Below are 22,153 nucleotides of genomic sequence, written 5' to 3'. Positions count from 1 at the left end.
CGATGCGCGTGCCCGGGGGTTCCCCCGCCCTCGGCGGGCGGGGGAGGTGCGCCAGGTGCGGGCGGCGCGAACCGGTCGGGGTCGAGCAGTCCGCCCCACTCCGCGCCGCCCGGGAACCGGTCGCCGGGACGCCGCTCAGCGCTTGGCATATTCGCGGAAGCCACGGCCGGTCTTGCGGCCGAGGCAGCCCGCGGCCACCAGGTGCTCCAGCAGCGGCGCCGGGGCGAGACCGGGGTCGCGGAACTCGCGGTGCAGCACCTTCTCGATGGCCAGCGACACGTCCAGCCCCACGACGTCCAGCAGCTCGAAGGGGCCCATCGGGTAGCCGCCGCCCAGCTTCATCGCGGCGTCGATGTCGTCGAGCGACGCGTAGTGCTCCTCGACCATCTTGATCGCGTTGTTGAGGTACGGGAACAGCAGCGCGTTCACGATGAACCCGGCCCGGTCGCCGCAGTCCACGGCGTGCTTGCGGATGGTCGTGCAGACCTCCCGCACGGTGGCGTGGACGTCGTCGGCGGTCAGCACCGTGCGCACCACCTCGACCAGCTTCATGGCCGGCGCCGGGTTGAAGAAGTGCATGCCGATCACATCCTGCGGGCGTGAGGTGGCGCGGGCGCAGGCGACGACCGGGAGGGAGGACGTGGTGGTGGCGAGCACCGCGCCCGGCTTGCAGACCTTGTCCAGCGTCGCGAACAGCTGCCGCTTGACGTCCAGGTCCTCGGCGACCGCCTCGACCGCGAGATCGACGTCGGCGAAGTCGTCGTACGTGCCCGTCGGGCGGACCCGCTCCAGGGTCTGGGCGGCCGCCTCGGCGGTCATCCGGCCCTTGTCGACGGAGCGCGCCAGGGACTTGCCGATCCGTGCCTTGGCACCGAGTGCCTTCTCCTCGCTGCGGGCGGCCAGGACCACCTCGTAGCCGGCCTTCGCGAAGACCTCGGCGATCCCGGAGGCCATCGTGCCCGACCCCGCCACGCCCACCGCACGCACCGGACGGCCCTCGGCCGCGGCACCGTCCTCGCGCGGGGTGAGGGCGTCGGCCACGACGGTCGCGCTGCCCGGCGACTCGTACGTGTAGAAGCCGCGCCCCGCCTTGCGGCCCGTCAGGCCCGCCTCGCTGAGCTGCTTGAGCACCGGGGCCGGGGCGTGCAGCCGGTCACGGGACTCGGCGTACATGGCCTCCAGGACCGTGCGGGCGGTGTCGATGCCGATCAGGTCGAGGAGCGCCAGCGGGCCCATGGGCAGACCGCAGCCCAGCCGCATCGCGGCGTCGATGTCCTCCCGGGAGGCGTAGTTGGCCTCGTACATCGCGGCCGCCTGGTTGAGGTAGCCGAACAGCAGCCCGTCGGCGACGAATCCCGGCCGGTCGCCGACCGCCACCGGCTCCTTGCCCAGGTCCAGGGCCAGATTGGTGACCGCGGTGACGGCCGCGGGGGCGGTCAGCACACAGGAGACGATCTCCACCAGCTTCATCGCCGGCGCCGGGTTGAAGAAGTGCATGCCCAGCACCCGCTCGGGACGGGCGGAGTCGGCGGCGAGGCGGGTGACGGACAGGGCGTTCGTGCCGGTCGCCAGGATGGTCTCCGGCCGCACGATCCCGTCGAGCTCCCGGAAGATCTGCTGCTTGATCTCGTACGACTCCGGGGCGACCTCGATCACCAGATCGGCGTCGGCCGCGGCCGTCAGGTCGGTGGCGGTGGTCACGCGGGCCAGGAGGTCCGCGCGCTGCTGCTCGGTCAGCCGGCCGCGCTCCACGGCGCGGGCGGTCGAGGCCTCCAGCGCGCTGACGCACCGGGCGGTCCGGTCCGCGCCGATGTCGATGCCGACGACGTCGCGGCCGGCGGCGGCCAGGACCTCGGCGATGCCGGTGCCCATCGTGCCGAGGCCGACCACGGCGATGGTCCTGAGCGGGGACAGAGGGGTGTCGGACAGGGGAGTGGCCATCGCGGGACTCCAGGAATGAGGGTGACGACGGAATACACGCCCGGGTGCGCCGAAGGGCGCACCGGGTGCGTGCGGGATGCGGGTGTGGACCGGGCTGCGAGCGCACACGCCCGGTGCCGTCGACGGAGCGACGGCGGATCCGGCCGGCCCTGTCCCGGGGCCGAGCCGTACTGCGGTACACGGGGCACCGAACCGACTGCGACTCACGACGGCCGCGTCACCAGACCGCCGTGAGGAGGGTAGCGAGTGGGTAACCCGCTCGTCTGAGCTTAACCCGCGGGTAACGAGCGCGCCAGCCCCCCGGGTTTGTGATGTAGGTCCCGAGCACCCCGCCCGGCACCTAATCTCAGGGGCATGGACGAAGAGTTGCGATCGCTCACGGAGCGCTTACGGGCGGAGTCGGGAGGATCGGCGGCGTACGACCGTCTCCTGGACACCGACGACCCCGACACCCTGGCCGGCGTCCTCACCGCACCCGGGCAGCCGCTGTGGGCCCGGGAACTGGCCGCCTTCCGGCTGGGACTGGCGGGGGACCGCAGGGCCTTCGAGGCCCTCGTCCTCCTCCTCAACCACCGCGACCCGCCACGCTGTGCCTCCGCCGCCCACGCCCTCGCCCGCCTCGGCGACCCGCGCACCGCCCGCGCCGCCGCCGCGCTCGCCACCAACGAACTCCGCGTCGCCTACGCCCTGCACCCGGTCCGGCTGCTCACCCGACTGCGCGCCCCCGAAGCGGTGCCGGCCCTGATCACCACGCTGCGGCGCCGGCTCCGCCCCCACGACCCGTACCGCCGGGTCGCGCTCGCCTGCGTCGAAGGCCTCGGCGAACTCGGCGACCCGCGCGCGGCGCCCGTACTGAACGAAGCCCTCGCCCACCCGGCGCTCGCCGAGGCGGCGGTGCACGCCCTGACCCGCATCCCCCGCCAGGGCGGCCCCCGACCCCGCATCCCCGGACAGCGCTAGGTCCGCCACTCAGCCGACGAGGCGCTTCGCGTACCGCACCTCGGGCACCACCACCCCGCCCACCTCGAACGGCTCCTCCGCCCCGTCCGCACCGAACCCCGCCCGCTCGTAGAACCGACGGGCGCGGGTGTTGTCCTTGAGCACCCACAGGTACATCCGCCGGTGGCCCGGGGACACACAGCGGCGGGTCACCTCGGTGAGCAGGGTGCGCCCCACGCCCCGGCCGATGTACCCGGGACGCAGATACAGGGCGTACAACTCGGCGTCGTCGGTGCGTACGTCACCGTCCCGGTACGGCCCGAACGCGGCCCATCCGACGAGCTCCCCGCCCTCGGCCTCGGCGACCAGGTTCACCACGCTGCCGTCGCCGTTCAGCAGCCGCGCGCGATGGCGCTCGGCGTCGGCCTCGACATCGAGTCCGTCGAGATACGCCTGGGGGACGAGACCCCGGTACGCGTGCTGCCACCCGCCTATGCGGATCCCGGCGACGCCCTCGCAGTCGTCGACGGTCATCGGGCGCACCGGGAACCCGCTCAAGCCGTCGGGGGCGGGGATCCGGGTCACGTCGCTCATGCGGTCATGATGGCCCATGGGTACGACAGCCCCAACCCCCGACGGTGCGTCAGTACTCAGCCACGGAAGCCGAGCAGTCCGTGCAGGGTCGATCCGCGGGCCGTCTGCGGTGCCGCCTTCGACGCCAGGGGCTTGGGGTCGGGCAGCGCCGCGCAGACCGCGTCGGCCTCGCCCCGACGTCCGCGCGGCACGGTCCCGTCGGTGAGATAGGCGGCCAGATGCCGGTCCAGGCAGGCGTTTCCGCTCAGCGTGATGCCGTGGTTGCCGCCGCCCGACTCGACCACCAGACTGGAGCGGGACAGCAGCCGGTGGACGGTGACGGCGCCCTGGTACGGGGTCGCCGCGTCGTGCGTCGCCTGGAACAGCAGCACCGGCGGCAGCTCGCTGTTGCGGACGCGCTCCGGGCGCACGGACTCGGTCGGCCAGAACGCGCACGGCGCGTTGTACCAGGCGTTGTTCCAGGTCATGAACGGCGCCCGCTCGTAGGCCTCCCAGTTGTCCTTGCGCCACTGTCCCCAGTCCCGCGGCCAGGAGGCGTCCCGGCATTCGACCGCCGTGTAGACGCTGTAGCCGTTGTCCCCGGCGGCGTCGCTCGCGCCGAAGTTCTCGTACGCCTCGATCAGCGGCTCGGCGTCCTTGTCGTTCACATACGCCGAGAACGCCTCCGCGAGATAGGGCCAGTAGCCGTTGTAGTAGCCGCCCGGGAGGTAGGTGTCCTCGAGTTCGGCGGCGCCCACCTTGCCGCCGGCCGGGTCCTTCTTCAGAGCCGCGCGCATCGCGTACCACGTGGCCTCGACCTTCTCCGCGTCGGTGCCCAGACGGTACGTCGTGTCGTACCTGGCCACCCAGTCCATGAAGGCGCGGTGACGGTCGTTGAAGGCGTGGTCCTGGTTCAGATTGGCGTCGTACCAGACCTCGGTGGGGTCCACCACCGAGTCGAGGACCAGCCGTCGCACCCGCTCCGGGAACAGCTTGGCGTAGACGGCGCCCAGGTAGGTGCCGTAGGAGTAGCCGAAGTAGTTGATCTTCTTCGCGCCGAGGGCCCGCCGGATCACGTCGATGTCGCGCACGGCGCCCTCCGTGGTGAGGTGCGGCAGCAGAGCGCCGTACTTCCTGCCACAGGCCTCGGCGAAGGCGCGCACGCGCTGGAGGTTGGCCTGCTCCACCTCGGGCGAGGTGGGGACCGAGTCGGGGCGTACGGGGCCGAAGTGGCCCGGCGCGCAGTCCAGCGCCGGCTCGCTCGCGCCGACCCCGCGCGGGTCGAAGCCGATGACGTCGTACTGGGCCGCCACCTTCTTCGGCAGCGCCGACGCGACGAACCCGGCCAGCGTCAGCCCGCTGCCCCCGGGGCCGCCCGGGTTCACCAGCAACGGGCCCTGGTACTTCTTCGCGGTGTGCGGCACGCGGGAGAGGGCGAGCGTGATCGTCCGCCCGGTGGGGTCGGCGTGGTCCAGCGGCACCTGGACGGACGCGCACTGGAGCGTCGGGTAGTCGTCGGTGCCGCACTTCCTCCACGCGGGTTTCGCGGCGTGGAACGGTTCCGCGGCGCGCGGTGTGCCGGCCTCGGCGGGGACGGCCGCGAGGCCGGCGGCCACGACGACGGCGGCACCGCACAGCACGGCTGCGCGTTTACTCATGGGTCCTCCCAGGACGGAGGTGGCGCGGACCGCGGGGCTCACGGTCCTCGCGGCAATGTCCCGGTATGGGGCCCCACAGGAACATGTTCGGTTGATTGTTGACCCAATTGGGCCGCCGGATGCGCTCGAACGCGCTCAGAGAAGCGTCAGTTGGGTCGGCTCGGCCGTCGGGGGCTCCGCGGGCTCCGCGGGCGCGGCGGGCCGGATCCGGCGTGGCATGCCCGCACCGGCGGGGCCGATGCCGTACTCCTGGGCCAGCTCGTGCACCTGACGGGTGACGCGGCGCTGGTACCACTTCGGCGCGTACGCCCCCTCCGCGTACAGCCGCTCGTAGCGGTTGACCAGATGCGGGTGGTGGCGCGCGAGCCAGGACATGAACCACTCGCGGGCGCCGGGCCGCAGATGCAGCACCAGGGGGGTGACGGAGGTGGCGCCCGCGGCCGCGATGGCCCGTACGGTCGCCCGCAGCTGGTCCGGCCGGTCGCTCAGGAACGGGATCACGGGTGCCATCAGCACTCCGCAGCCGATGCCGTGCTCCGCGAGCGCGCGGACCACGTCCAGCCGCCGCTCCGGGGCCGGTGTGCCCGGCTCGACCGTGCGCCACAGCGTCTCGTCGGTGAAACCCACCGAGACCGAGATGCCGACGTCGGTCACCTCGGCCGCCTGCCGCAGCAGCGGGAGGTCCCGCAGGATCAGCGTGCCCTTGGTGAGGATCGAGAAGGGGTTGGCGTGGTCGCGCAGGGCGGCCAGGATGCCCGGCATCAGCCGGTAGCGGCCCTCCGCGCGCTGGTAGCAGTCGACGTTGGTGCCCATCGCTATGTGCTCACCCCGCCAGCTGCGGGAGGAGAGCCGGCGGCGCAGCAGTTCCGGCGCGTTCGTCTTGACCACGATCTGGCTGTCGAAGCCGAGTCCGGTGTCGAGGTCGAGATAGCTGTGGGTCTTCCTCGCGAAGCAGTAGACGCACGCGTGCGTGCAGCCCCGGTAGGGGTTCACCGTCCATTCGAAGGGCATGCGGGAGGCCCCCGGCACCCGGTTGACGATCGAGCGGGCCCGGATCTCGTGGAAGGTGATGCCACGGAACTCCGGCATGTCGAAGGTGCGGGTGATCACCGCCTCCGCGCCGAACAGCGCGGCGTCGGCCCGGCTGTGTTCGGAGTCCGGGGTGAGGTTCTCCCAGCGCATGACGCCTCCTCTGGCTGTACTGCGCCACAGAATAGAACAAGTGTTCCCTTGATCGTGCGAGTGACATGTTCGGTCAGAACCGGAACCCCGATTTGGGTGGCCGGGCGAAGGGGTGGTTGGCTTGCCCCGACCCTGAGAACCCATGCCCTGGAGGAAAGCGATGGCGCAGGTCGAGGCCACTACGGAGCGGATCGTCGCGGCGGACGCGGAGACGGTGTTCGACGCCCTCGCCGACTACAGCGGCACCCGCGCGAAGCTGCTCCCCGAGCAGTACAGCGAGTACGAGGTCCGCGAGGGCGGCGACGGCGAGGGCACCCTCGTGCACTGGAAGCTCCAGGCCACCAGCAAGCGCGTGCGCGACTGCCTCCTGGAGGTCACCGAGCCGTCCGACGGCGAACTCGTCGAGAAGGACCGCAACTCCTCGATGGTCACCACCTGGCGCGTCACCCCCGCCGGCGAGGGCCGGTCCCGGGTCGTCGTGAGCACCGTCTGGAACGGCGCCGGGGGCATCGGCGGCTTCTTCGAGAAGACCTTCGCCCCCAAGGGCCTGGCCCGGATCTACGACGCCCTGCTGGCCAGGCTGGCCGCCGAGGTGGAGAAGTAGCCGCCGTCGGGCGTCCCCAAAACCCGAAAACCGGTGGGGAGTTGGCTCCTCACCGGTTCGGGTGATCTGTCGGCGGACCGCCTCTGTCCCGTAACTCGCCGCGCTTGCTCGTAGTTGTCGCTTTTACGCGGGAAATGTCCGGCGGTGCGACGAGGGGAGCGGCACGTGGGCGGGATCACTCTGACGCAGGACGAGTCGGTCACGGCGCCGCCGGCCGGCGGTCCGCCGCCCCCGCCAGCGGCCGCCGAGCCCGTCCTGAGTCCGCGCCGGGTCCGCCTGGTCTTCGTCGCCCTGATGCTTGCCCTCCTGCTCGCCGCCCTCGAGCAGATGATCGTCGCCACCGCGCTCCCGAGGATCGTCGGCGAGCTGCACGGCCTGGACTCCATGTCCTGGGTGATCACCGCCTATCTGCTCACCGCGACCGTCGGACTGCCCGTCTACGGCAAGCTCGGCGACCAGCTGGGCCGCAAGGGTGTCTTCCAGTTCGCGATCCTCGTCTTCGTCGTCGGATCCGCGCTGGCCGGCCGCGCGACGACCATGGACCAGCTCATCGCCTGCCGCGCGGTGCAGGGCGTCGGCGCGGGCGGACTGCTGATCGGCGTCCAGGCGATCATGGCGGACATCGTGCCCGCGCGGCAGCGCGGCCGCTTCATGGGGCTGATCGGCGCCGCCTTCGGCCTCGCGTCCGTGGCAGGCCCCCTGCTCGGCGGCTACTTCACCGACCACCTCTCGTGGCGCTGGTGCTTCTACGTCAACGTGCCGTTCGGCATCGTCACCATGGTCGTCGTCGCCCTGGTGCTCAGACTCCCCAAACCGGCCGCCCGGGCCCGCTTCGACGTCCTCGGCACCCTGCTGCTGGCCGCCGCCTCCACCTGCCTGGTGCTGCTGACCACCTGGGGCGGCACCGAACACGCCTGGGACTCCCGGCTCGTGCTCGGTCTCGGCGCGGGCGCCGCCGCGGCCACCCTCCTCTTCCTCGTCGTCGAGCGCTACGCCGCCGAACCCCTCATCCCGCTGCGGCTGTTCCGGGACTCCGTCTTCAACGTCACCGGCCTGGTGGGCCTGGTGATCGGCGTCGCCCTGTTCGGCGCCGCCAGCTATCTGCCGACGTATCTGCAGATGGTCGACGGGGCCAGCGCCACCGAGTCAGGGCTGCTGATGCTGCCCATGATGGGCGGCATCGTCGGCGCGTCGATCATCTCCGGTCAGCTCATCAGCCGCACCGGCCGCTATCGGCGCCACCCCGTCGTCGGCGCCGCCCTCTCCGTCGTCGGGATGTGGCTGCTCTCCCGCCTGGAGACCGGCACGCCCCGGCTGCACTACAGCATCTGGATGGCCGTGCTCGGCGCCGGTATCGGCATGGTGATGCCGGTGCTGATCCTCGCCGTGCAGAACTCCGTGCGCCCCTGCGACCTCGGCACCGCCACCAGCGCCAACAACTACTTCCGGCAGATCGGCGGCAGCGTCGGCGCCGCCGTCTTCGGCACCCTCTTCGCGGGGCGGCTCACCGACGCGCTCGACGAGCGCCTCCCCGCGGGCGCCGCGGCCGTGGACGCCGAGTCGATCACACCGGAGCTCGTGCACGCGCTGCCGCCCGAGCTGCGCGACGCCTACGTCCAGGCCTACGCGGACGCCATGCCGCGCATCTTCCTCTACTTGGTGCCGGTGCTCGTTCTCGGCCTGCTCATCGCCTGCTTCCTCAAGGAGAAACCACTGGTGTCCCACCACACCCCCATCGCCGACCCGGCCCCGGAAGCCCCGCACCTCCACGCGCGCGTGCCGCACGCCCGTGCGCCGCACACCGGCGGCATCCCCGTCTGCGGAACCGTGCAGCATCCCGACGGGACGGCCGTACCGCGCGCGGCGCTCACCCTCATCGATGTCTCCGGACAGCAGACCGGCCGCGGCGCCAGCGGCGAGGACGGACGGTACGCGCTGGCCACGCCCGGCCCGGGAGCGTACGTCCTGATCGCCGCCGCCGGCGGCCACCAGCCGCAGGCGGTCTCCGTGACCGTCGGCGAACGGCCGGTCGAACTCGACGTCGTCCTCGGCGGCGCCGGCCGCCTCGCCGGCAGCGTCCTCACCGCCGACGGCACACCGGTGCGCGACGCAGCCGTCACCCTCACCAACGTCCACGGGGAGGTCGTCGCCAGTACCCGCAGCGGCCGCGAGGGCGGTTACGTCATCAGTGAGCTGGTGGCCGGCGAGTACACCCTCGCGGCGAGCGCCCCCGCCTTCCGCCCGGCCGCCCTCCCCGTCACCGTCCAGGCGGCCCGCGAGACCCGCCAGGACGTCGAGCTGGCCGGCGGGGCCGTGCTGCGCGGCACGGTGCGGGCCGGGGGCGGACGGCCCGTGGAGGAGGCGCGCGTGACCCTCCTGGACGCCGCGGGCAACGTCGTCGACACCCTCACCACGGGGCCCGACGGCACCTTCCGGTTCGTCGACCTGGCGTCCGGCGAGTACACCGTCATCGCCGCCGGATACCCGCCCGTCGCGACCGTGCTCCAGGTGGCCGGCGGAGGCCGCACGGAACGCGACCTCCAGCTCGGGCACGAGGACTGAAACGGTCCCTCACACGGGGAAACGCGCGCCGGACCGGGCGGGCAATTCCAGCAATGCCACACATCGCAACCGACCGTGGCCGTACGGTGGTGACGGCGGTACAGATCTTGCGCAGCCGGGGGAGAGAGGGCCTGGGCCATGGACCGTGGCACCGAGCGGAACGCACCTCCCGATCGCCGCACCGGTGACGGCACGGCGACCGAGCGGGGCGGCGTCGGCCGGATCCCGCTGGCCGTGGTCGTCGTCGACCGCGACGGACTCGTCTCGCACTGGAGCACGGGCGCGCGGCGGCTCTTCGCACTCTCCAAGGAGGAGGCCCTCGGCCGACCGGCCGTCGACCTGCTGCCGGTCACCGGGGCCCTGCCCGAGGAGGACGAGGACACCCCGTACGGGGCGTACGCGCCCTACGACGGACTGGGACCCGGCCTCGGCGTCTCCCTCGGCGGCGGCCTGGCCTACCCGGCGGCCGGCCGGGCCCGCCTGGCCGGAGGCGGGACGGCCCGCGTCGACGTGCTGTGGTGGGCGTATCCGCTCGTCGGACCGGGAGAGGAGCGGCTGCTGGTGCTGGCCGCCGACGCGGACGGGCTGCGCACGGACGAGGCCGGGGTGTTCGAACGCATCGCGCCCGGCTTCGCCCTGCACACCGACTTCCCCGGCGCCGAGGAACTCGCCCGCCGGCTGCCCGAGATCCTCCCCAGCATGAGCGTCGACGACAGCGCGCGCATCGTCGCCCAGGTCCTCGAACTGGGCTACCCCATCCTGGAGTTCAGCCAGAACGACCGTGTGCCGGTCACCCCCGACTGGGGCGTGCCCCGGCGTGTGGAGCGCAGGGAGCGCCGCGAACGGGCCGCACGGGCCCTGGCGGCGGGCGAACCGCTGCCCGAGGAACTGCGGGACGAGAGCGAGGACCTCGAGTACGCCGCCGTCCGCGAGCGCCTGGAATTCCTCAACGAGGTCAGCTCCCGCATCGGCACCTCCCTGGACCTCGCCCGCACCATCGTCGAGGTCAGCAAGGCCGTGGTGCCCCGCTTCACCGACGTGGCCGGCACCTATCTGCGCGAACAGGTCGTCGCCGGTGAGGGGTTCGACGAGGGGGTCCCGGACACCACCACCATGTGGCACCGGGTCGCCCTGGAGCACACCGACGAACCCGGCCGCTGGGACGACGTCGTGCCCGTCGGCGAGGCCATGCCCTTTCCGGCCCACACGCCGTTCTTCCAGTGCATGACCACCGGTGAACCCGTCCTCGTGCCGCACATCAGCGAGGAGATGGGGCACGCCATCGCCTCGCAGTTCGACAAGCGCGACATCCGGCCCCTGATCACCGGCCGCTCCATGCTGGTCGTCCCGCTGAAGGCGCGTCAGGTGGTCCTCGGCTTCATGATCCTGCTGCGCCATCCGGAGCGCCGGCTGTTCGACGACATGGACCGGGTCACCGGCGCCGAACTCGCCGCCCGGGCCGGGCTCGTGCTCGACAACGCGCGCATGTACACGTACCAGGAGAACGTCGCCGAGACGCTCCAGGACAGCATGCTGCCGCACATCCCGCCGCGCATGGCGGGCTGCGACATCGCCACCCGCTATCTGCCGGGCACCCTGCTCGGCCGGATCGGCGGCGACTGGTTCGACTCGGTGAAACTGCCCGGCGCCCGCACCGCGTTCGTCGTGGGCGACGTCATGGGACACGGCCTGAACTCGGCCGCCATGATGGGTCAGTTGCGCACCGCCGTGCAGACCATGGCCGCCCTGGACCTGCCGCCCGCGCAACTGCTGCGCAACCTCGACGACCTGGCGCAGCGGCTCGGCGACGGCTACCTGGCCACCTGCCTGTACGCCGTCTACGACCCCATCGCGAGCGAACTGCACCTGGCCAACGCCGGACACATCCCGCCGGTGCTGGTGCGGGCCGCGGACGGGCGCAGCGAACTCCTTGATCTGCCCACGGGTGCTCCCATCGGCGTCGGCGGGGTGCCCTTCGAGGCGGTGCGGGTGCGCGTGGAGCCCGGCGACCGGCTGGTGATGTGCACCGACGGACTGGTCGAGGTACGCGGCGAGGACATCGGTGTCGGCCTCGCCACGCTGTGCGAGTCCGCCGCCCACCCGGCCGCGTCCATGGACGACGCCTGCGACACCATCATCCGCGCCCTCAACACACGCGGCGGCCGCAAGGACGACGTGGCGCTGCTGATGGCCCGCCTGGGCGGCATCGAGCCCGACGACGTCGCCGAATGGCGGTTCACGCCCGAACCGTCCGAGGTCGGCCGGGCCCGGGCGGCGGTGCGTGAACAACTGCACGACTGGCGGCTGCCGGGGCTCGCCGACAGCGCCGAACTGATGGTGAGCGAGCTCGTCACCAACGCCGTACGGCACTCCCACGCCCGGCCCGTCGCCCTGCGGCTGGTGCGCGGGGACACGCTGCTGTGCGAGGTGGAGGACGACGACCACGAGCTGCCGACGCTGCTCAACGCACGGCCGACGGACGAGACCGGGCGCGGGCTCCGCGTGGTCAGCACCCTCGCCCGCGAGTGGGGGACGAGCCGGACGACGTCCGGGAAGACCGTCTGGTTCGAACTGACCCTGCCGCGCCGCTCACCGCGCTGACCGCCGACTCCGTTGGTACGAGGGCGCGTTGCGGAGCGAACGAGCCGTGAAGGAATGCGCTCGCGCGCTTGTCCGCGCGCCCGGGGCGCGATACACCGTACTGGCCCGTCACACGGGGCGGGTCGGTGTCGCACCCTGGGGAGTCGGTCATGAGCGTGACGAGTCGGTACCGGGAGGCCTGGGAAGGCTTCTGGCGTGAGGCACCGGACGAGGAGGGGGCCGTCTTCTGGGACGCGGAGCCCGCCCTGACCGTGGCCCGCCACCTCGCTCTGTTCGAACCCCATCTCACCGACCCGGGGCTCGCGCTGGTGGATCTCGGCTGCGGCAACGGCACCCAGACCCGCTTCCTCGCCGACCGCTTCCCCCACGTCGTCGGCGCCGACCTGTCCGCGGCCGCCCTGGAGCACGCCCGCCGGGCGGACCCGGCCGGGCAGGCGACGTACCGTCAGCTGGACGCCGTGGAGAAGGCCGAGGCGCAGACGCTGCACGCGGAGCTCGGCGACGCCAACGTCTATGTGCGCGGTGTCCTGCACCAGTGCGAGGCCGACGACCGGCAGGCGCTGGCGGACGGCATCGCCACGATCGTGGGCGAGCGCGGCCGTGCCTTCCTCGTCGAGCCGTCCGAGGCCGCGGGAGCGGTGCTGCGGAGCTTCGCCGCCGGCCCCGGCGGCCCGCCGCCCAAACTCGCGCCGGTCCTCCGGCACGGCATAGCCCCCGGCGAGGTCGCCGACGCGGCGGTGCCCGAGTTCCTGACCGCGGCCGGCCTCACCGTGCTGGCGACCGGCACCCTGCCGCTGACCACCACCGAGTACGGCCCCGACGGCACCCGCGTAGAACTGCCGTCCTTGTGGTTCGTGACGGGCCGCGCCACATAGGATTCCGCAGGTCGGGGGGCCCGGACGGCGACCGGCCGGGCCCGCCGGTGGTCTGGACCGGTGAGAGTTGTCCACAGGCTGGCCGGGATTCGGCGGGACGACGTAGCGTGTTCCGCATGAAGATCCTCATCAGCGCCGACATGGAGGGCGCCACCGGTGTCACCTGGCCGGCCGACGTGCTGCCGGGGACCCCCCAGTGGGAGCGGTGCCGGTCCCTGTTCACCTCGGACGTCAACGCGGCCGTGCAGGGCTTCTTCGACGGCGGCGCCGACGAGGTGCTGATCAACGAGGCCCACTGGACCATGCGCAACCTGCTCCTGGAGCAGCTGGACGACCGGGCCGAGATGCTCACCGGCCGGCACAAGTCGCTGTCCATGGTCGAGGGCGTGCAGCACGGTGACGTGGACGGCATCGCGTTCATCGGCTACCACGCCGGCGCCGGCATGGAGGGCGTCCTCGCGCACACCTTCCTCGCCAACTCCATCACCGGGGTGTGGGTGAACGACGTACGGGCCAGTGAGGGTCTGCTCAACGCGCACGTGGTCGCCGAGTACGGCGTGCCGGTGGTCCTGGTCACCGGTGACGACGTGGCCTGCGAGGACGCCCTCGGGTACGCGCCCGAGGCCCTCAAGGTGGCCGTGAAGGATCATGTCTCCCGGTATGCGGCGGTGTGCCGCACGCCGGCCCGGACGGCCGCCGACATCCGCGCGGCGGCCAAGGAGGCGGCCGCGCTGGCGGTGCGCCGGGAGCCGGTCGACGGCGGGCCCTTCACCGTGGCGGTGGAGTTCGACGCCGAGCACCTGGCGATGGCCGCCACCGTCGTGCCGGGCGTGACCCGGACCGGTGAGCGCAAGGTGGCATACACCAGCGGGACCATGTACGACGGGATCCGCACCTTCAAGGCGGTCACCACGATCGCCTCGGCCGCGGTGGAGGAGCAGTATGGCTGACGAGCGGGCCCTGGACGAGGTCGTGACGTTCACATCCGACCTGATCAGGATCGACACGACCAACAGGGGCGGGGGAGACTGCCAGGAGCGGCCCGCCGCCGAGTATGCCGCCGCCCGGCTCGCCGAGACCGGCCTGGAACCGGTGCTCCTGGAGCGCACCCCGGGCCGGACCAACGTCGTCGCGCGCCTGGAGGGCACCGACCCGTCGGCCGACGCGCTGCTCGTCCACGGGCACCTGGACGTCGTACCGGCCGAGGCCGCCGACTGGAGCGTGCACCCGTTCTCCGGGGAGGTCCGCGACGGCGTCGTCTGGGGACGCGGCGCCGTCGACATGAAGAACATGGACGCGATGATCCTCGCCGTGGTGCGCGCGTGGGCCCGCCAGGGCGTGCGGCCCCGCCGCGACATCGTCATCGCCTTCACCGCCGACGAGGAGGCCAGCGCCGAGGACGGCTCCGGGTTCCTCGCCGACCGGCACGCCCACCTCTTCGAGGGCTGCACCGAGGGCGTCAGCGAGTCCGGCGCGTTCACCTTCCACGACGGCGCCGGGCGGCAGTTCTATCCGATCGCGGCCGGCGAGCGCGGCACCGCCTGGCTGAAGCTCACCGCGCGCGGCCGGGCCGGGCACGGCTCCAAGGTCAACCGGGAGAACGCGGTGACCCGCCTCGCCGCCGCCGTCACCCGCATCGGCGAGCACGAATGGCCGCTGCGGCTCACCCCGACGGTGCGGGCCGCGCTCACCGAACTCGCCGCCGTGTACGGCGTCGAGACGGACCTGGCGGACGTGGACGCCCTGCTTGACAAGCTCGGCACGGCCGGCAAGCTCGTCGAGGCCACCGTCCGCAACAGCGCCAACCCGACCATGCTGGACGCCGGATACAAGATCAACGTGATCCCCGGGGAGGCCGTGGCGCGCGTCGACGGCCGGTATCTCTGGGGCGCCGAGGACGAGTTCCGCGCGACCATGGACCGGCTCACCGGCCCGGACGTCGACTGGGAGTTCGAGCACCACGAGGTGGCCCTCCAGGCGCCGGTGGACTCGCCGGCGTTCGCCCGCATGCGGGCCGCCGTGGAGGAGTTCGCCCCGGAGGGGCACGTCGTGCCGTACTGCATGTCCGGCGGCACGGACGCCAAGCAGTTCTCCCGGCTCGGCGTCACCGGCTACGGCTTCGCGCCCCTGAAGCTGCCCGAGGGCTTCGACTACCAGGCCCTCTTCCACGGGGTCGACGAGCGCGTGCCCGTGGAGGCGCTCCACTTCGGTGTCCGGGTCCTCGACCGGTTCCTGCGGTCGGCCTGAGCGAGTGGGGGAGACAGTGCAGACCCTGGCGTACGGCGAGTGGCCCTCGCCCATCGACGCGGCCACCGCCGCGGCCCACGACGGCAGCCCCGAGTTCGCGGACTTCGTCGGCGACGAGGTGTGGTGGACCGAGCCCCGGCCCACCGAGGCCGGCCGGCGCACCCTGGTGCGCCGGCACGTCGACGGCACCGAGGAGTCGGTCCTGTCGCCGCCGTGGAACGTGCGGACCCGGGTCATGGAGTACGGCGGCCGCCCGTGGGCCGGCGCCGTGCGCGACGGCGGCCCGCTCCTGGTGTTCGTGAACTTCGCCGACCAGCGCCTCTACCGCTACGACCCGGGCGGGGAGCACCGCCCGCTCACGCCCGTGTCGCCGGTGGGGGAGGGGCTGCGCTGGGCCGATCCGGTGCTGCTGCCAGCGCGCGGCGAGGTGTGGTGCGTCCTGGAGGAGTTCACCGGCGACGGCCCCAGCGACGTGCGCCGCGTCCTGGCCGCGGTTCCGCTGGACGGCTCGGCCGCCGGTGACCGGGACGCGGTGCGGGAACTGAGCGACGGACGGCACCGGTTCGTCACCGGACCGCGGCTCTCGCCCGACGGGCGGCGCGCGGCCTGGCTGGGCTGGGACCATCCGCGCATGCCGTGGGACGGCACCGAACTGGTCGTCGCCGACGTCGCCGGGGACGGCACCCTGCGCGACGCCCGCACGGTGGCCGGCGGACCCGAGGAGGCCGTCGCCCAGGTCGACTGGACCCACGACGGGAGGCTGCTGCACACCAGTGACCGCACGGGCTGGTGGAACCTCTACCGGGACGGGGAGGCGATCTGCCCGCGCGAGGAGGAGTTCGGCGGCCCGCTGTGGAAGCCAGGGCACCGCTGGTTCGCCCCGCTGGAGGGCGGGCTGATCGCCGTCGTGCACGGCCGGGGCGCCGCCACACTCGGCATACTCGACCCGGAGACCGGTGAGGTCGTCGACGCCGCGGGCCCCTGGACCGAGTTCGCCCCCTCCGCGGCGGCCCACGGAGAGCGGGTCGTCGCCATCGGGGCCGGCCCGCGCAGCGCCCCCGAAGTGGTGGAGCTGGACACCCGGACGGGCCGGGCCCGGGTGATCGGTTCCCCGCACCGGGACGCCGTGGACCCCGCCTACTACCCCGAGCCGCAGGTGCGCACGTTCACCGGACCCGACGGACGGGAGATCCACGCCCAGGTTCACCCGCCGCACCACCCCGGGTGCACGGGGCCCGCGGGCGAGCGGCCCCCGTACGTGATCCGGGCGCACGGCGGCCCCACCGGCCGGGCGCCGCTGGTGCTCGACCTGGAGATCGCCTACTTCACCTCGCGCGGCATCGGCGTCGCCGAGGTCAACTACGGCGGCTCGACCGGATACGGGCGCGCGTACCGCAACCGGCTGCGCCGGCAGTGGGGCGTGGTCGACGTCGAGGACTGCGCCGCCGTCGCGCTGGCCCTCGCCGACGAGGGCACCGCCGACCGCGACCGGCTCGCCGTCCGGGGCGGCAGCGCCGGCGGCTGGACCACCGCCGCCTCGCTCACCACCACCGACGTCTACGCCTGCGGCACCATCATCTACCCCGTGCTCGACCTCGCCGGCTGGGGAACGGGGGAGACCCACGACTTCGAGTCCCAGTACTTGGAGACCCTGATCGGACCGCGGGCCGAGGTCCCCGAGCGGTACGTGCGGCGCTCGCCCGTCGAACACGCCGACCGGCTCTCCGTGCCCTTCCTCCTGCTCCAGGGACTGGACGACGTGATCTGTCCGCCCGTGCAATGCGAGCGGTTCCTGGCCCGGCTGGCCGGCCGGGACGTGCCGCACGCGTATCTCACCTTCGAGGGCGAGGGACACGGCTTCCGGCGGGCGGAGACGATGGTGCGCGCCCTCGAGGCGGAGATGTCGCTGTACGCCCAGGTGTTCGGGATGCGACCGCCCGGCATTCCCACGCTGGAGCTGGGCAGGTGAGCCGGGTCGCCCCGTTGCGGCGGCCGCCCCGGCTCGCCCCCGGCGCCCGGGTGGCCGTCGTCGCACCCAGCGGCCCGGTGCCCGAGGAGCGGCTGCTCGCCGGGCTCGACGTGCTGCGCGGCTGGGATCTCGACCCGGTGGTGGCGCCCCATGTCCTCGACCGGGACGCCGAGTTCGGCTACCTGGCGGGCGGCGACGCCGACCGGGCCGCCGACCTGCAGTCCGCGTGGTGCGACCCGGCCGTCGACGCGGTGATCTGCGCCCGCGGCGGATACGGCGTGCAGCGCATCGTCGACACGCTCGACTGGGAGGCGATGCGGGCGGCCGGGCCGAAGGTGTTCGTCGGGTTCAGCGACATCACCGCGCTGCACGAGGCGTTCGCGGTCCGGCTCGGACTGGTCACCCTGCACGGGCCGATGGCCGCGGGCGTCGACTTCCTGAAGAGCACGCGGGCGCAGGACCACCTCCGCGCCACCCTCTTCACCCCCGAGACGGTTTGCACCATCCGCTCGGACGGTACGGCCCTGGCCCCCGGCCGGGCACGCGGAGTCACCCTCGGGGGGTGCCTCTCCCTGCTCGCCGCCGACCTCGGCACCCCCCATGCCAGGCCCTCCGCGCGCGGGGGACTGCTGTGCCTGGAGGACGTGGGGGAGGAGACGTACCGGCTCGACCGCTACCTCACCCAGCTGCTGCGAGCCGGCTGGCTGGACGGGGTGGCCGGGCTGCTGCTCGGGTCCTGGGCGCAGTGCGAGCCCTACGACGGGGTGCGGGCGCTGCTCGCCGACCGCCTCGGCGGCCTCGGCGTGCCGGTGGCCGAGCAGTTCGGGTTCGGGCACTGCGACGACGCGCTCACCGTCCCCTTCGGTGTCACCGCCGAACTCGACGCCGACGCGGGCACGCTGACGCTGGACGAACCGGCGCTGGACTGAGCCGGCGCCGGACCCGGTGGGGCGAGGCCGAGACCGCGCGCGGGTCCGGCGGGCCGTCGTAGGGTGGCAGGGTGCCGCACACCGCTTCCCGCTATCTCGCCGAAGGCGCCCGCGTGGGGCTGCGCCACTTCAGCCACGCGGACGGCGCCGAGTTCACCGCCCGTGCCCGGGAGAGCAAGGACCTGCACCACCCCTGGCTGTTCCCGCCGGACAGCGCGTCGGCCTACGCCGCCTACGCGGGGCGGCTGATCGAGGACCCCACCAAGGCGGGGTTCCTGGTCTGCGAGAAGGAGGCGGACGGAGCCCTCGCCGGGTTCATCAACATCAACAACATCGTCGAGGGCGGCTTCCTGTGCGGTGCGCTGGGCTACGGCGCCTTCGCGCACGCGGCGGGGCGCGGACTGATGCGCGAGGGCCTGAACCTCGTGGTGCGGCACGCCTTCGGCCCGATGCGGCTGCACCGTCTGGAGATCAACGTACAGCCCGGCAACGCCGCCTCCATCGCTCTCGCCCGCTCCTGCGGGTTCCGCCTGGAGGGCTTCTCCCCGAAGATGCTCTTCATCGACGGGGCCTGGCGCGACCACCAGCGGTGGGCGATCACCAGCGAGATGACGGCCGGCTGAACCGGCGCCCGGCCCCGGCGCCCCGCGGATGCCGGGTCCGGCTGCGGGTGCGTCGTGGCCGGTCGCGCGGTTCCCCGCGCCCCTGGGGGAGTTGTGCTCGCCGCTGCGAGCCGTCCGCGCCCCCTGTTCAGGTGGGCTCGCGGCGGCTTGCGTGGGGATCGTGACGACGATCCGACGTGAGGTACTGACGCTGCCGACCGCACCCCTGGGGCCCGACAGCCCGCTGCCGTGTTCGACGCGGGCTGCGAGGCCGCCGACCCTGCGTGAGGGGGCCGGAGCGGTACGACTTCCGGATGCGTCCGACACCGTGACCGGGTGAAGGGGCGTCAGGCGCGGCGGTCCGCGTACTCGTAGACCGCCCCGTCCGGGTGCCGTGCGATCAGGTTGCGGCCCACCGGGGTGGGGACCGGGCCCGCGATGATGTCGGCGCCCATCTCCGCGAGCACCTGGCGGGCCTCGTCGACGTCCTGCACCGCGATGGTCGCCGCGACCCTGCGCAGCACGTCCAGTTCCGCCGCGGGACCGCTCATCAGCAGGAAGCAGCCCACCGCCGCGACCTGGACGCCGGCCCGCTCGAAGCGGAGGGCTCTGCCGCCCGCCAGCCGCTCGTAGAAGGGGATGGCTGTCTCGATGTCGTCGACGCAGACGCGCAGTGTGGCACCCAGAATCTCCATGGGAGGAGCCTAGTTGGGGGCGACCGGGACCGCGGGTGCGCCCCCGGACGATCTCCACACGCCGTAACGCACGCCGTACCGAGGGGCGTTAGGCGCTCTCGGCCACGGGTACCCGGCCGGCATGCAGCGCTTGGAGCACTTGGAGCATCTGGACAAACACCTCGTCGACGAGCTGGCGCAGGTGGCCCGCGAGACCGTGCGCGACGAACTGCGCGAACAGGCGCGGGGGCAGCGCCGCAAGGCCGCCTTCTACGCCGCGTCCGGCGCCGTCGCCCTGTACGCGGGCGCGGCGGTCGCGCTGGCCGTGGGGCTCGCCCTGGCCCTGGTCCTGCCGGGCTGGGCCGCCTCGCTGATCACGGCCGTGATCCTGGCCGCGCTGGCCTACGCCCTGCGCGCCGCGGCACGGCCCGCCGCCCCGCGACCGGTCCCCGGACAGGCCACCGCACGCGCGGGAGGAGGGGGCAACCCGATCCCGCCGGTGCCGTCCGCCCCGCCCACCGCGGGCGTCGTACCGCCGCGGCCGGACGACTCCGGCCGGGTCTGACCGTCCCTCCCCGCCTCGTGCCCGGTCCCGTACTCAGCCCACTCTGTACTCCGTGACGTCCTGTGTCCGCAGCGTCAGACCGTGGCCGAGACCCGCGACGGGGGCGATCGTGCCCCCGGTGGGGTCCAAGGCGCCGTCGAAGAGCATGTCCTCGATCCGGACGTGGTCGTGGAACCACTCGACGTGGCGCAGATTCGGGACCGTGGCCGCGACCGCCGCGTGGACGTGCGGGGCGCAGGCGGCGGACACCTCCAGACCGTGTGCCTCCGCCAGCGCCGCCGCGTGCAGGAAGCCGGTGAGCCCGCCGCAGCGTGTGGCGTTCACCTGGAGACAGTCCACCGCCCCGGCGGTGATGAGGCGGGCGAAGTACGGCAGGTCGAACCCGTACCCCCCGGCGGTCACGTCGCTCACCACCGCGTCACGCACCAGCCGCAGCCCGGACAGGTCGTCCGCCGACACCGGTTGCTCGAACCATCCCACCCCGTACTCGGCGAGGGTGTGCCCCACCCGCACCGCCTGCTTGCGGGCGTACGCCCCGTTGGCGTCCACGTAGAGATCGGCCTCTTCCCCGATGACATGCCGGGCGGTGCGCACCCGGTGCAGATCGCGGGCCACGTCCCGCCCCCAGCCCTCGCCGATCTTGATCTTCACGCGCGGGATGTGCTGCCCGTGCACCCACCCGTTCAGCTGCGCGGCCAGGTGCGTGTCGTGGTACGTCGTGAAACCCCCGCTGCCGTACACCGGGACCCGCTCCCGGCGCGCCCCCAGCAGCCGCACCAGCGGAAGCTCCAGCAGCCGCGCCTTGAGGTCCCACAGCGCGATGTCCAGCGCCGAGATCGCACAGGCCGCGATGCCCGGCCTGCCGATGTCGCGCACCGAGCGGCACATGGCGTCGTGCGCGGCCGGTATGTCCAGCGCGCTCATGCCCTCCACGAGCGGTGCGAGATGCCCGCTCAGGAAGTCGCCGACCACCGGCGGACCGTACGTCCAGCCGGTCCCGGTGGCGTCACCCGCCGACACCTCGGCGATCACCACCGTCGTGGACTCCCAGGCCAGTGTGCCGTCCGCCTCGGGGGCGTCGGTCGGCACGGTGTAGACGGAGACACCGGGGCGGTGCAGTTTCATCGTGGTTCGCTCCTCCCCGGTCAGCCGGCCTGCTGGAGCTGCGGCAGCACCTTGGTGCGGTAGAAGTCGAAGAAGCCGCGCAGATCGGGGCCGATCTGGTTGACGTAGATCCGGTCGAAGCCGGCGTCCGCGAACTGCCGGAGTTCGGCGACATGCTCGTCCACGTCGTCGCCGCACACCCGGTTCTCGCGCACCATGTCCTCGGTGACCAGGGTCTGCGCCTGCTCGAAGTGCCTCGGTGAGGGCAGTACCTGGCCCAGCTCGCCGGGCAGCTGCTCGTTCGCCCAGAGCCGGTGCACGGTGCGCACGCAGTCCTCGCGGTCGGTGCCGTAGCAGACCTTGGTGCCGCCGCTGACCGGTTTTCCGCCGCCCCCGCCCTTGCGGTACTGCTCCACCATGGGGGCGTCCGGCATCATCGTGATGTAGCCGTCGCCGACCCGCGCCGCCAGCTTGGTCGCCGCCGGGCCGAAGCCCGAGATGTCGATCGGGACGGGCTGGTCCGGGACGGTGTACAGACGGGCGTTCTCCACCGTGTAGTGCGTGCCGTGGTGGTTGACCTCCTCGCCGGTGAACAGCCGCCGCATCACCTGGATGGCCTCCTCGAGCATGTCCAGGCGCACATGGGCGGGCGGCCAGTGGTCACCGAGGATGTGCTCGTTCAGGGCCTCGCCGGTGCCCACACCCAGCCGGAACTCCCCCGGCGACATCACCGCGCTCGTGGCCGCCGCCTGCGCCACCACCGCCGGGTGCGTCCGCACGGTGGGGCAGGTCACCGCCGTACCCACCGGCAGCGACACCGCCTCGGACAGCGCGCCGATCACCGACCACACGAAGGGACTCTGCCCCTGCTCGTCGTTCCACGGGTGGTAGTGGTCCGAGATCCACAGGGCCTCGAACCCGGCCTGCTCGGCCATCCGCGCCTGCTCGATCAGCTCGGCGGGACCGTACTGCTCGCACGAGAGGAAGTAGCCGTACTCGGGCATGGGGGGTGCCTCCGCGACATGGGCGGTTCGGGTCCCCGACCGGGTACCCGGGGGCTCCGGCGGAAACCGGGCGGACGTTTGGCGTCCCCGGCCGGGGGGACGCGGAAGTCTCCCGACGTACGCG

The 22,153-nt window shown here is 73.0% G+C and carries 18 protein-coding genes; 11 read left to right on the top strand and 7 right to left on the bottom strand.

The genetic code is table 11. The annotated features are described in order from the left end of the window. Positions 1–135: 135 nt before the first annotated feature. Positions 136–1,941, bottom strand: coding sequence for a 3-hydroxyacyl-CoA dehydrogenase family protein (locus ACZ44S_RS03220; RefSeq protein ID WP_466924001.1), 1,806 nt, complete (start codon positions 1,939–1,941; stop codon positions 136–138). Between the two features lie 354 nt (positions 1,942–2,295). On the opposite strand from ACZ44S_RS03220, the gene ACZ44S_RS03215 reads away from it, so the two are divergent. Then, positions 2,296–2,901, top strand: a complete 606-nt coding sequence (locus ACZ44S_RS03215) for an adenylosuccinate lyase (protein WP_466923998.1) — start codon at positions 2,296–2,298, stop codon at positions 2,899–2,901. Positions 2,902–2,910: 9 nt separating this feature from the next. Here the strand turns inward: ACZ44S_RS03215 and ACZ44S_RS03210 are convergent, their stop codons facing one another. The 3 genes from ACZ44S_RS03210 to ACZ44S_RS03200 all read right to left on the bottom strand — a co-directional run bounded on the left by ACZ44S_RS03210 (position 2,911) and on the right by ACZ44S_RS03200 (position 6,293). Beyond that, positions 2,911–3,474 carry a GNAT family N-acetyltransferase gene (locus ACZ44S_RS03210; RefSeq protein ID WP_466923996.1) on the bottom strand — a complete coding sequence of 188 codons (564 nt, stop codon included), beginning with the start codon at positions 3,472–3,474 and terminating at the stop codon, positions 2,911–2,913. Positions 3,475–3,530: 56 nt separating this feature from the next. After that, complete coding sequence (locus ACZ44S_RS03205; RefSeq protein ID WP_466923993.1) at positions 3,531–5,111, bottom strand: alpha/beta hydrolase; 1,581 nt, start codon at positions 5,109–5,111, stop codon at positions 3,531–3,533. A gap of 135 nt (positions 5,112–5,246) precedes the next feature. Then, positions 5,247–6,293: an Rv2578c family radical SAM protein gene (locus ACZ44S_RS03200; protein WP_466923991.1), complete on the bottom strand. Its 1,047-nt coding sequence runs from the start codon at positions 6,291–6,293 to the stop codon at positions 5,247–5,249. A gap of 160 nt (positions 6,294–6,453) precedes the next feature. Here ACZ44S_RS03200 and ACZ44S_RS03195 point away from each other — a divergent pair, with 160 nt between their 5' ends. The 9 genes from ACZ44S_RS03195 to ACZ44S_RS03155 all read left to right on the top strand — a co-directional run bounded on the left by ACZ44S_RS03195 (position 6,454) and on the right by ACZ44S_RS03155 (position 18,703). After that, positions 6,454–6,897, top strand: coding sequence for an SRPBCC family protein (locus ACZ44S_RS03195; RefSeq protein WP_466924377.1), 444 nt, complete (start codon positions 6,454–6,456; stop codon positions 6,895–6,897). A 165-nt stretch (positions 6,898–7,062) separates the two neighbouring features. Next, positions 7,063–9,459 (top strand): MFS transporter, encoded by a 2,397-nt coding sequence (locus ACZ44S_RS03190; protein ID WP_466923988.1) that lies wholly within the window; start codon positions 7,063–7,065, stop codon positions 9,457–9,459. A gap of 138 nt (positions 9,460–9,597) precedes the next feature. Next, positions 9,598–12,060: an ATP-binding SpoIIE family protein phosphatase gene (locus ACZ44S_RS03185; protein ID WP_466923984.1), complete on the top strand. Its 2,463-nt coding sequence runs from the start codon at positions 9,598–9,600 to the stop codon at positions 12,058–12,060. Positions 12,061–12,209: 149 nt separating this feature from the next. After that, positions 12,210–12,935 carry a class I SAM-dependent methyltransferase gene (locus ACZ44S_RS03180; RefSeq protein ID WP_466923981.1) on the top strand — a complete coding sequence of 242 codons (726 nt, stop codon included), beginning with the start codon at positions 12,210–12,212 and terminating at the stop codon, positions 12,933–12,935. A 116-nt stretch (positions 12,936–13,051) separates the two neighbouring features. Continuing rightward, complete coding sequence (locus ACZ44S_RS03175) at positions 13,052–13,885, top strand: M55 family metallopeptidase (protein WP_466923979.1); 834 nt, start codon at positions 13,052–13,054, stop codon at positions 13,883–13,885. Further along, complete coding sequence (locus tag ACZ44S_RS03170) at positions 13,878–15,182, top strand: M20/M25/M40 family metallo-hydrolase (RefSeq protein ID WP_466923976.1); 1,305 nt, start codon at positions 13,878–13,880, stop codon at positions 15,180–15,182. Before ACZ44S_RS03175 ends, ACZ44S_RS03170 begins: the two co-directional genes overlap by 8 nt. A 16-nt stretch (positions 15,183–15,198) precedes the next feature. Beyond that, positions 15,199–17,151, top strand: a complete 1,953-nt coding sequence (locus ACZ44S_RS03165; RefSeq protein WP_466923973.1) for a prolyl oligopeptidase family serine peptidase — start codon at positions 15,199–15,201, stop codon at positions 17,149–17,151. Further along, positions 17,148–18,080 (top strand): S66 peptidase family protein, encoded by a 933-nt coding sequence (locus tag ACZ44S_RS03160; protein ID WP_466923970.1) that lies wholly within the window; start codon positions 17,148–17,150, stop codon positions 18,078–18,080. Before ACZ44S_RS03165 ends, ACZ44S_RS03160 begins: the two co-directional genes overlap by 4 nt. A gap of 71 nt (positions 18,081–18,151) precedes the next feature. After that, positions 18,152–18,703 (top strand): GNAT family N-acetyltransferase, encoded by a 552-nt coding sequence (locus ACZ44S_RS03155; RefSeq protein ID WP_190163846.1) that lies wholly within the window; start codon positions 18,152–18,154, stop codon positions 18,701–18,703. Between the two features lie 326 nt (positions 18,704–19,029). On the opposite strand, the gene ACZ44S_RS03150 is transcribed toward ACZ44S_RS03155, so the two are convergent. Then, positions 19,030–19,377, bottom strand: coding sequence for a VOC family protein (locus ACZ44S_RS03150; protein ID WP_361034664.1), 348 nt, complete (start codon positions 19,375–19,377; stop codon positions 19,030–19,032). A gap of 121 nt (positions 19,378–19,498) precedes the next feature. Between ACZ44S_RS03150 and ACZ44S_RS03145 the strand changes: the two genes are divergently transcribed. Beyond that, complete coding sequence (locus ACZ44S_RS03145; RefSeq protein ID WP_466923966.1) at positions 19,499–19,921, top strand: phage holin family protein; 423 nt, start codon at positions 19,499–19,501, stop codon at positions 19,919–19,921. Positions 19,922–19,954: 33 nt separating this feature from the next. On the opposite strand, the gene ACZ44S_RS03140 is transcribed toward ACZ44S_RS03145, so the two are convergent. Continuing rightward, positions 19,955–21,046 (bottom strand): enolase C-terminal domain-like protein, encoded by a 1,092-nt coding sequence (locus ACZ44S_RS03140; RefSeq protein WP_466923963.1) that lies wholly within the window; start codon positions 21,044–21,046, stop codon positions 19,955–19,957. Between the two features lie 20 nt (positions 21,047–21,066). Beyond that, a complete protein-coding gene (locus ACZ44S_RS03135; protein ID WP_466923959.1) occupies positions 21,067–22,029 on the bottom strand; it encodes an LLM class F420-dependent oxidoreductase in 963 nt (320 codons plus the stop codon). Positions 22,030–22,153: the final 124 nt, after the last annotated feature.

This window comes from Streptomyces malachitofuscus, from assembly GCF_055571035.1.
Note: the sequence above shows the minus strand (reverse complement) of the source record. Positions and strands in the feature narration are given on the sequence as shown.

Excerpts from the sequence above, each read along its gene's own strand:
- ACZ44S_RS03215 (WP_466923998.1), top strand. The coding sequence starts at position 2,296 with ATGGACGAAGAGTTGCGATCGCTCACGGAGCGCTTACGGGCGGAGTCG.
- ACZ44S_RS03170 (WP_466923976.1), top strand. The coding sequence starts at position 13,878 with ATGGCTGACGAGCGGGCCCTGGACGAGGTCGTGACGTTCACATCCGAC.
- ACZ44S_RS03150 (WP_361034664.1), bottom strand. The coding sequence starts at position 19,377 with ATGGAGATTCTGGGTGCCACACTGCGCGTCTGCGTCGACGACATCGAG.
- ACZ44S_RS03140 (WP_466923963.1), bottom strand. The coding sequence starts at position 21,046 with ATGAAACTGCACCGCCCCGGTGTCTCCGTCTACACCGTGCCGACCGAC.
- ACZ44S_RS03205 (WP_466923993.1), bottom strand. The coding sequence starts at position 5,111 with ATGAGTAAACGCGCAGCCGTGCTGTGCGGTGCCGCCGTCGTCGTGGCC.
- ACZ44S_RS03220 (WP_466924001.1), bottom strand. The coding sequence starts at position 1,941 with ATGGCCACTCCCCTGTCCGACACCCCTCTGTCCCCGCTCAGGACCATC.
- ACZ44S_RS03135 (WP_466923959.1), bottom strand. The coding sequence starts at position 22,029 with ATGCCCGAGTACGGCTACTTCCTCTCGTGCGAGCAGTACGGTCCCGCC.
- ACZ44S_RS03145 (WP_466923966.1), top strand. The coding sequence starts at position 19,499 with ATGCAGCGCTTGGAGCACTTGGAGCATCTGGACAAACACCTCGTCGAC.
- ACZ44S_RS03200 (WP_466923991.1), bottom strand. The coding sequence starts at position 6,293 with ATGCGCTGGGAGAACCTCACCCCGGACTCCGAACACAGCCGGGCCGAC.
- ACZ44S_RS03175 (WP_466923979.1), top strand. The coding sequence starts at position 13,052 with ATGAAGATCCTCATCAGCGCCGACATGGAGGGCGCCACCGGTGTCACC.
- ACZ44S_RS03210 (WP_466923996.1), bottom strand. The coding sequence starts at position 3,474 with ATGAGCGACGTGACCCGGATCCCCGCCCCCGACGGCTTGAGCGGGTTC.
- ACZ44S_RS03185 (WP_466923984.1), top strand. The coding sequence starts at position 9,598 with ATGGACCGTGGCACCGAGCGGAACGCACCTCCCGATCGCCGCACCGGT.
- ACZ44S_RS03180 (WP_466923981.1), top strand. The coding sequence starts at position 12,210 with ATGAGCGTGACGAGTCGGTACCGGGAGGCCTGGGAAGGCTTCTGGCGT.
- ACZ44S_RS03195 (WP_466924377.1), top strand. The coding sequence starts at position 6,454 with ATGGCGCAGGTCGAGGCCACTACGGAGCGGATCGTCGCGGCGGACGCG.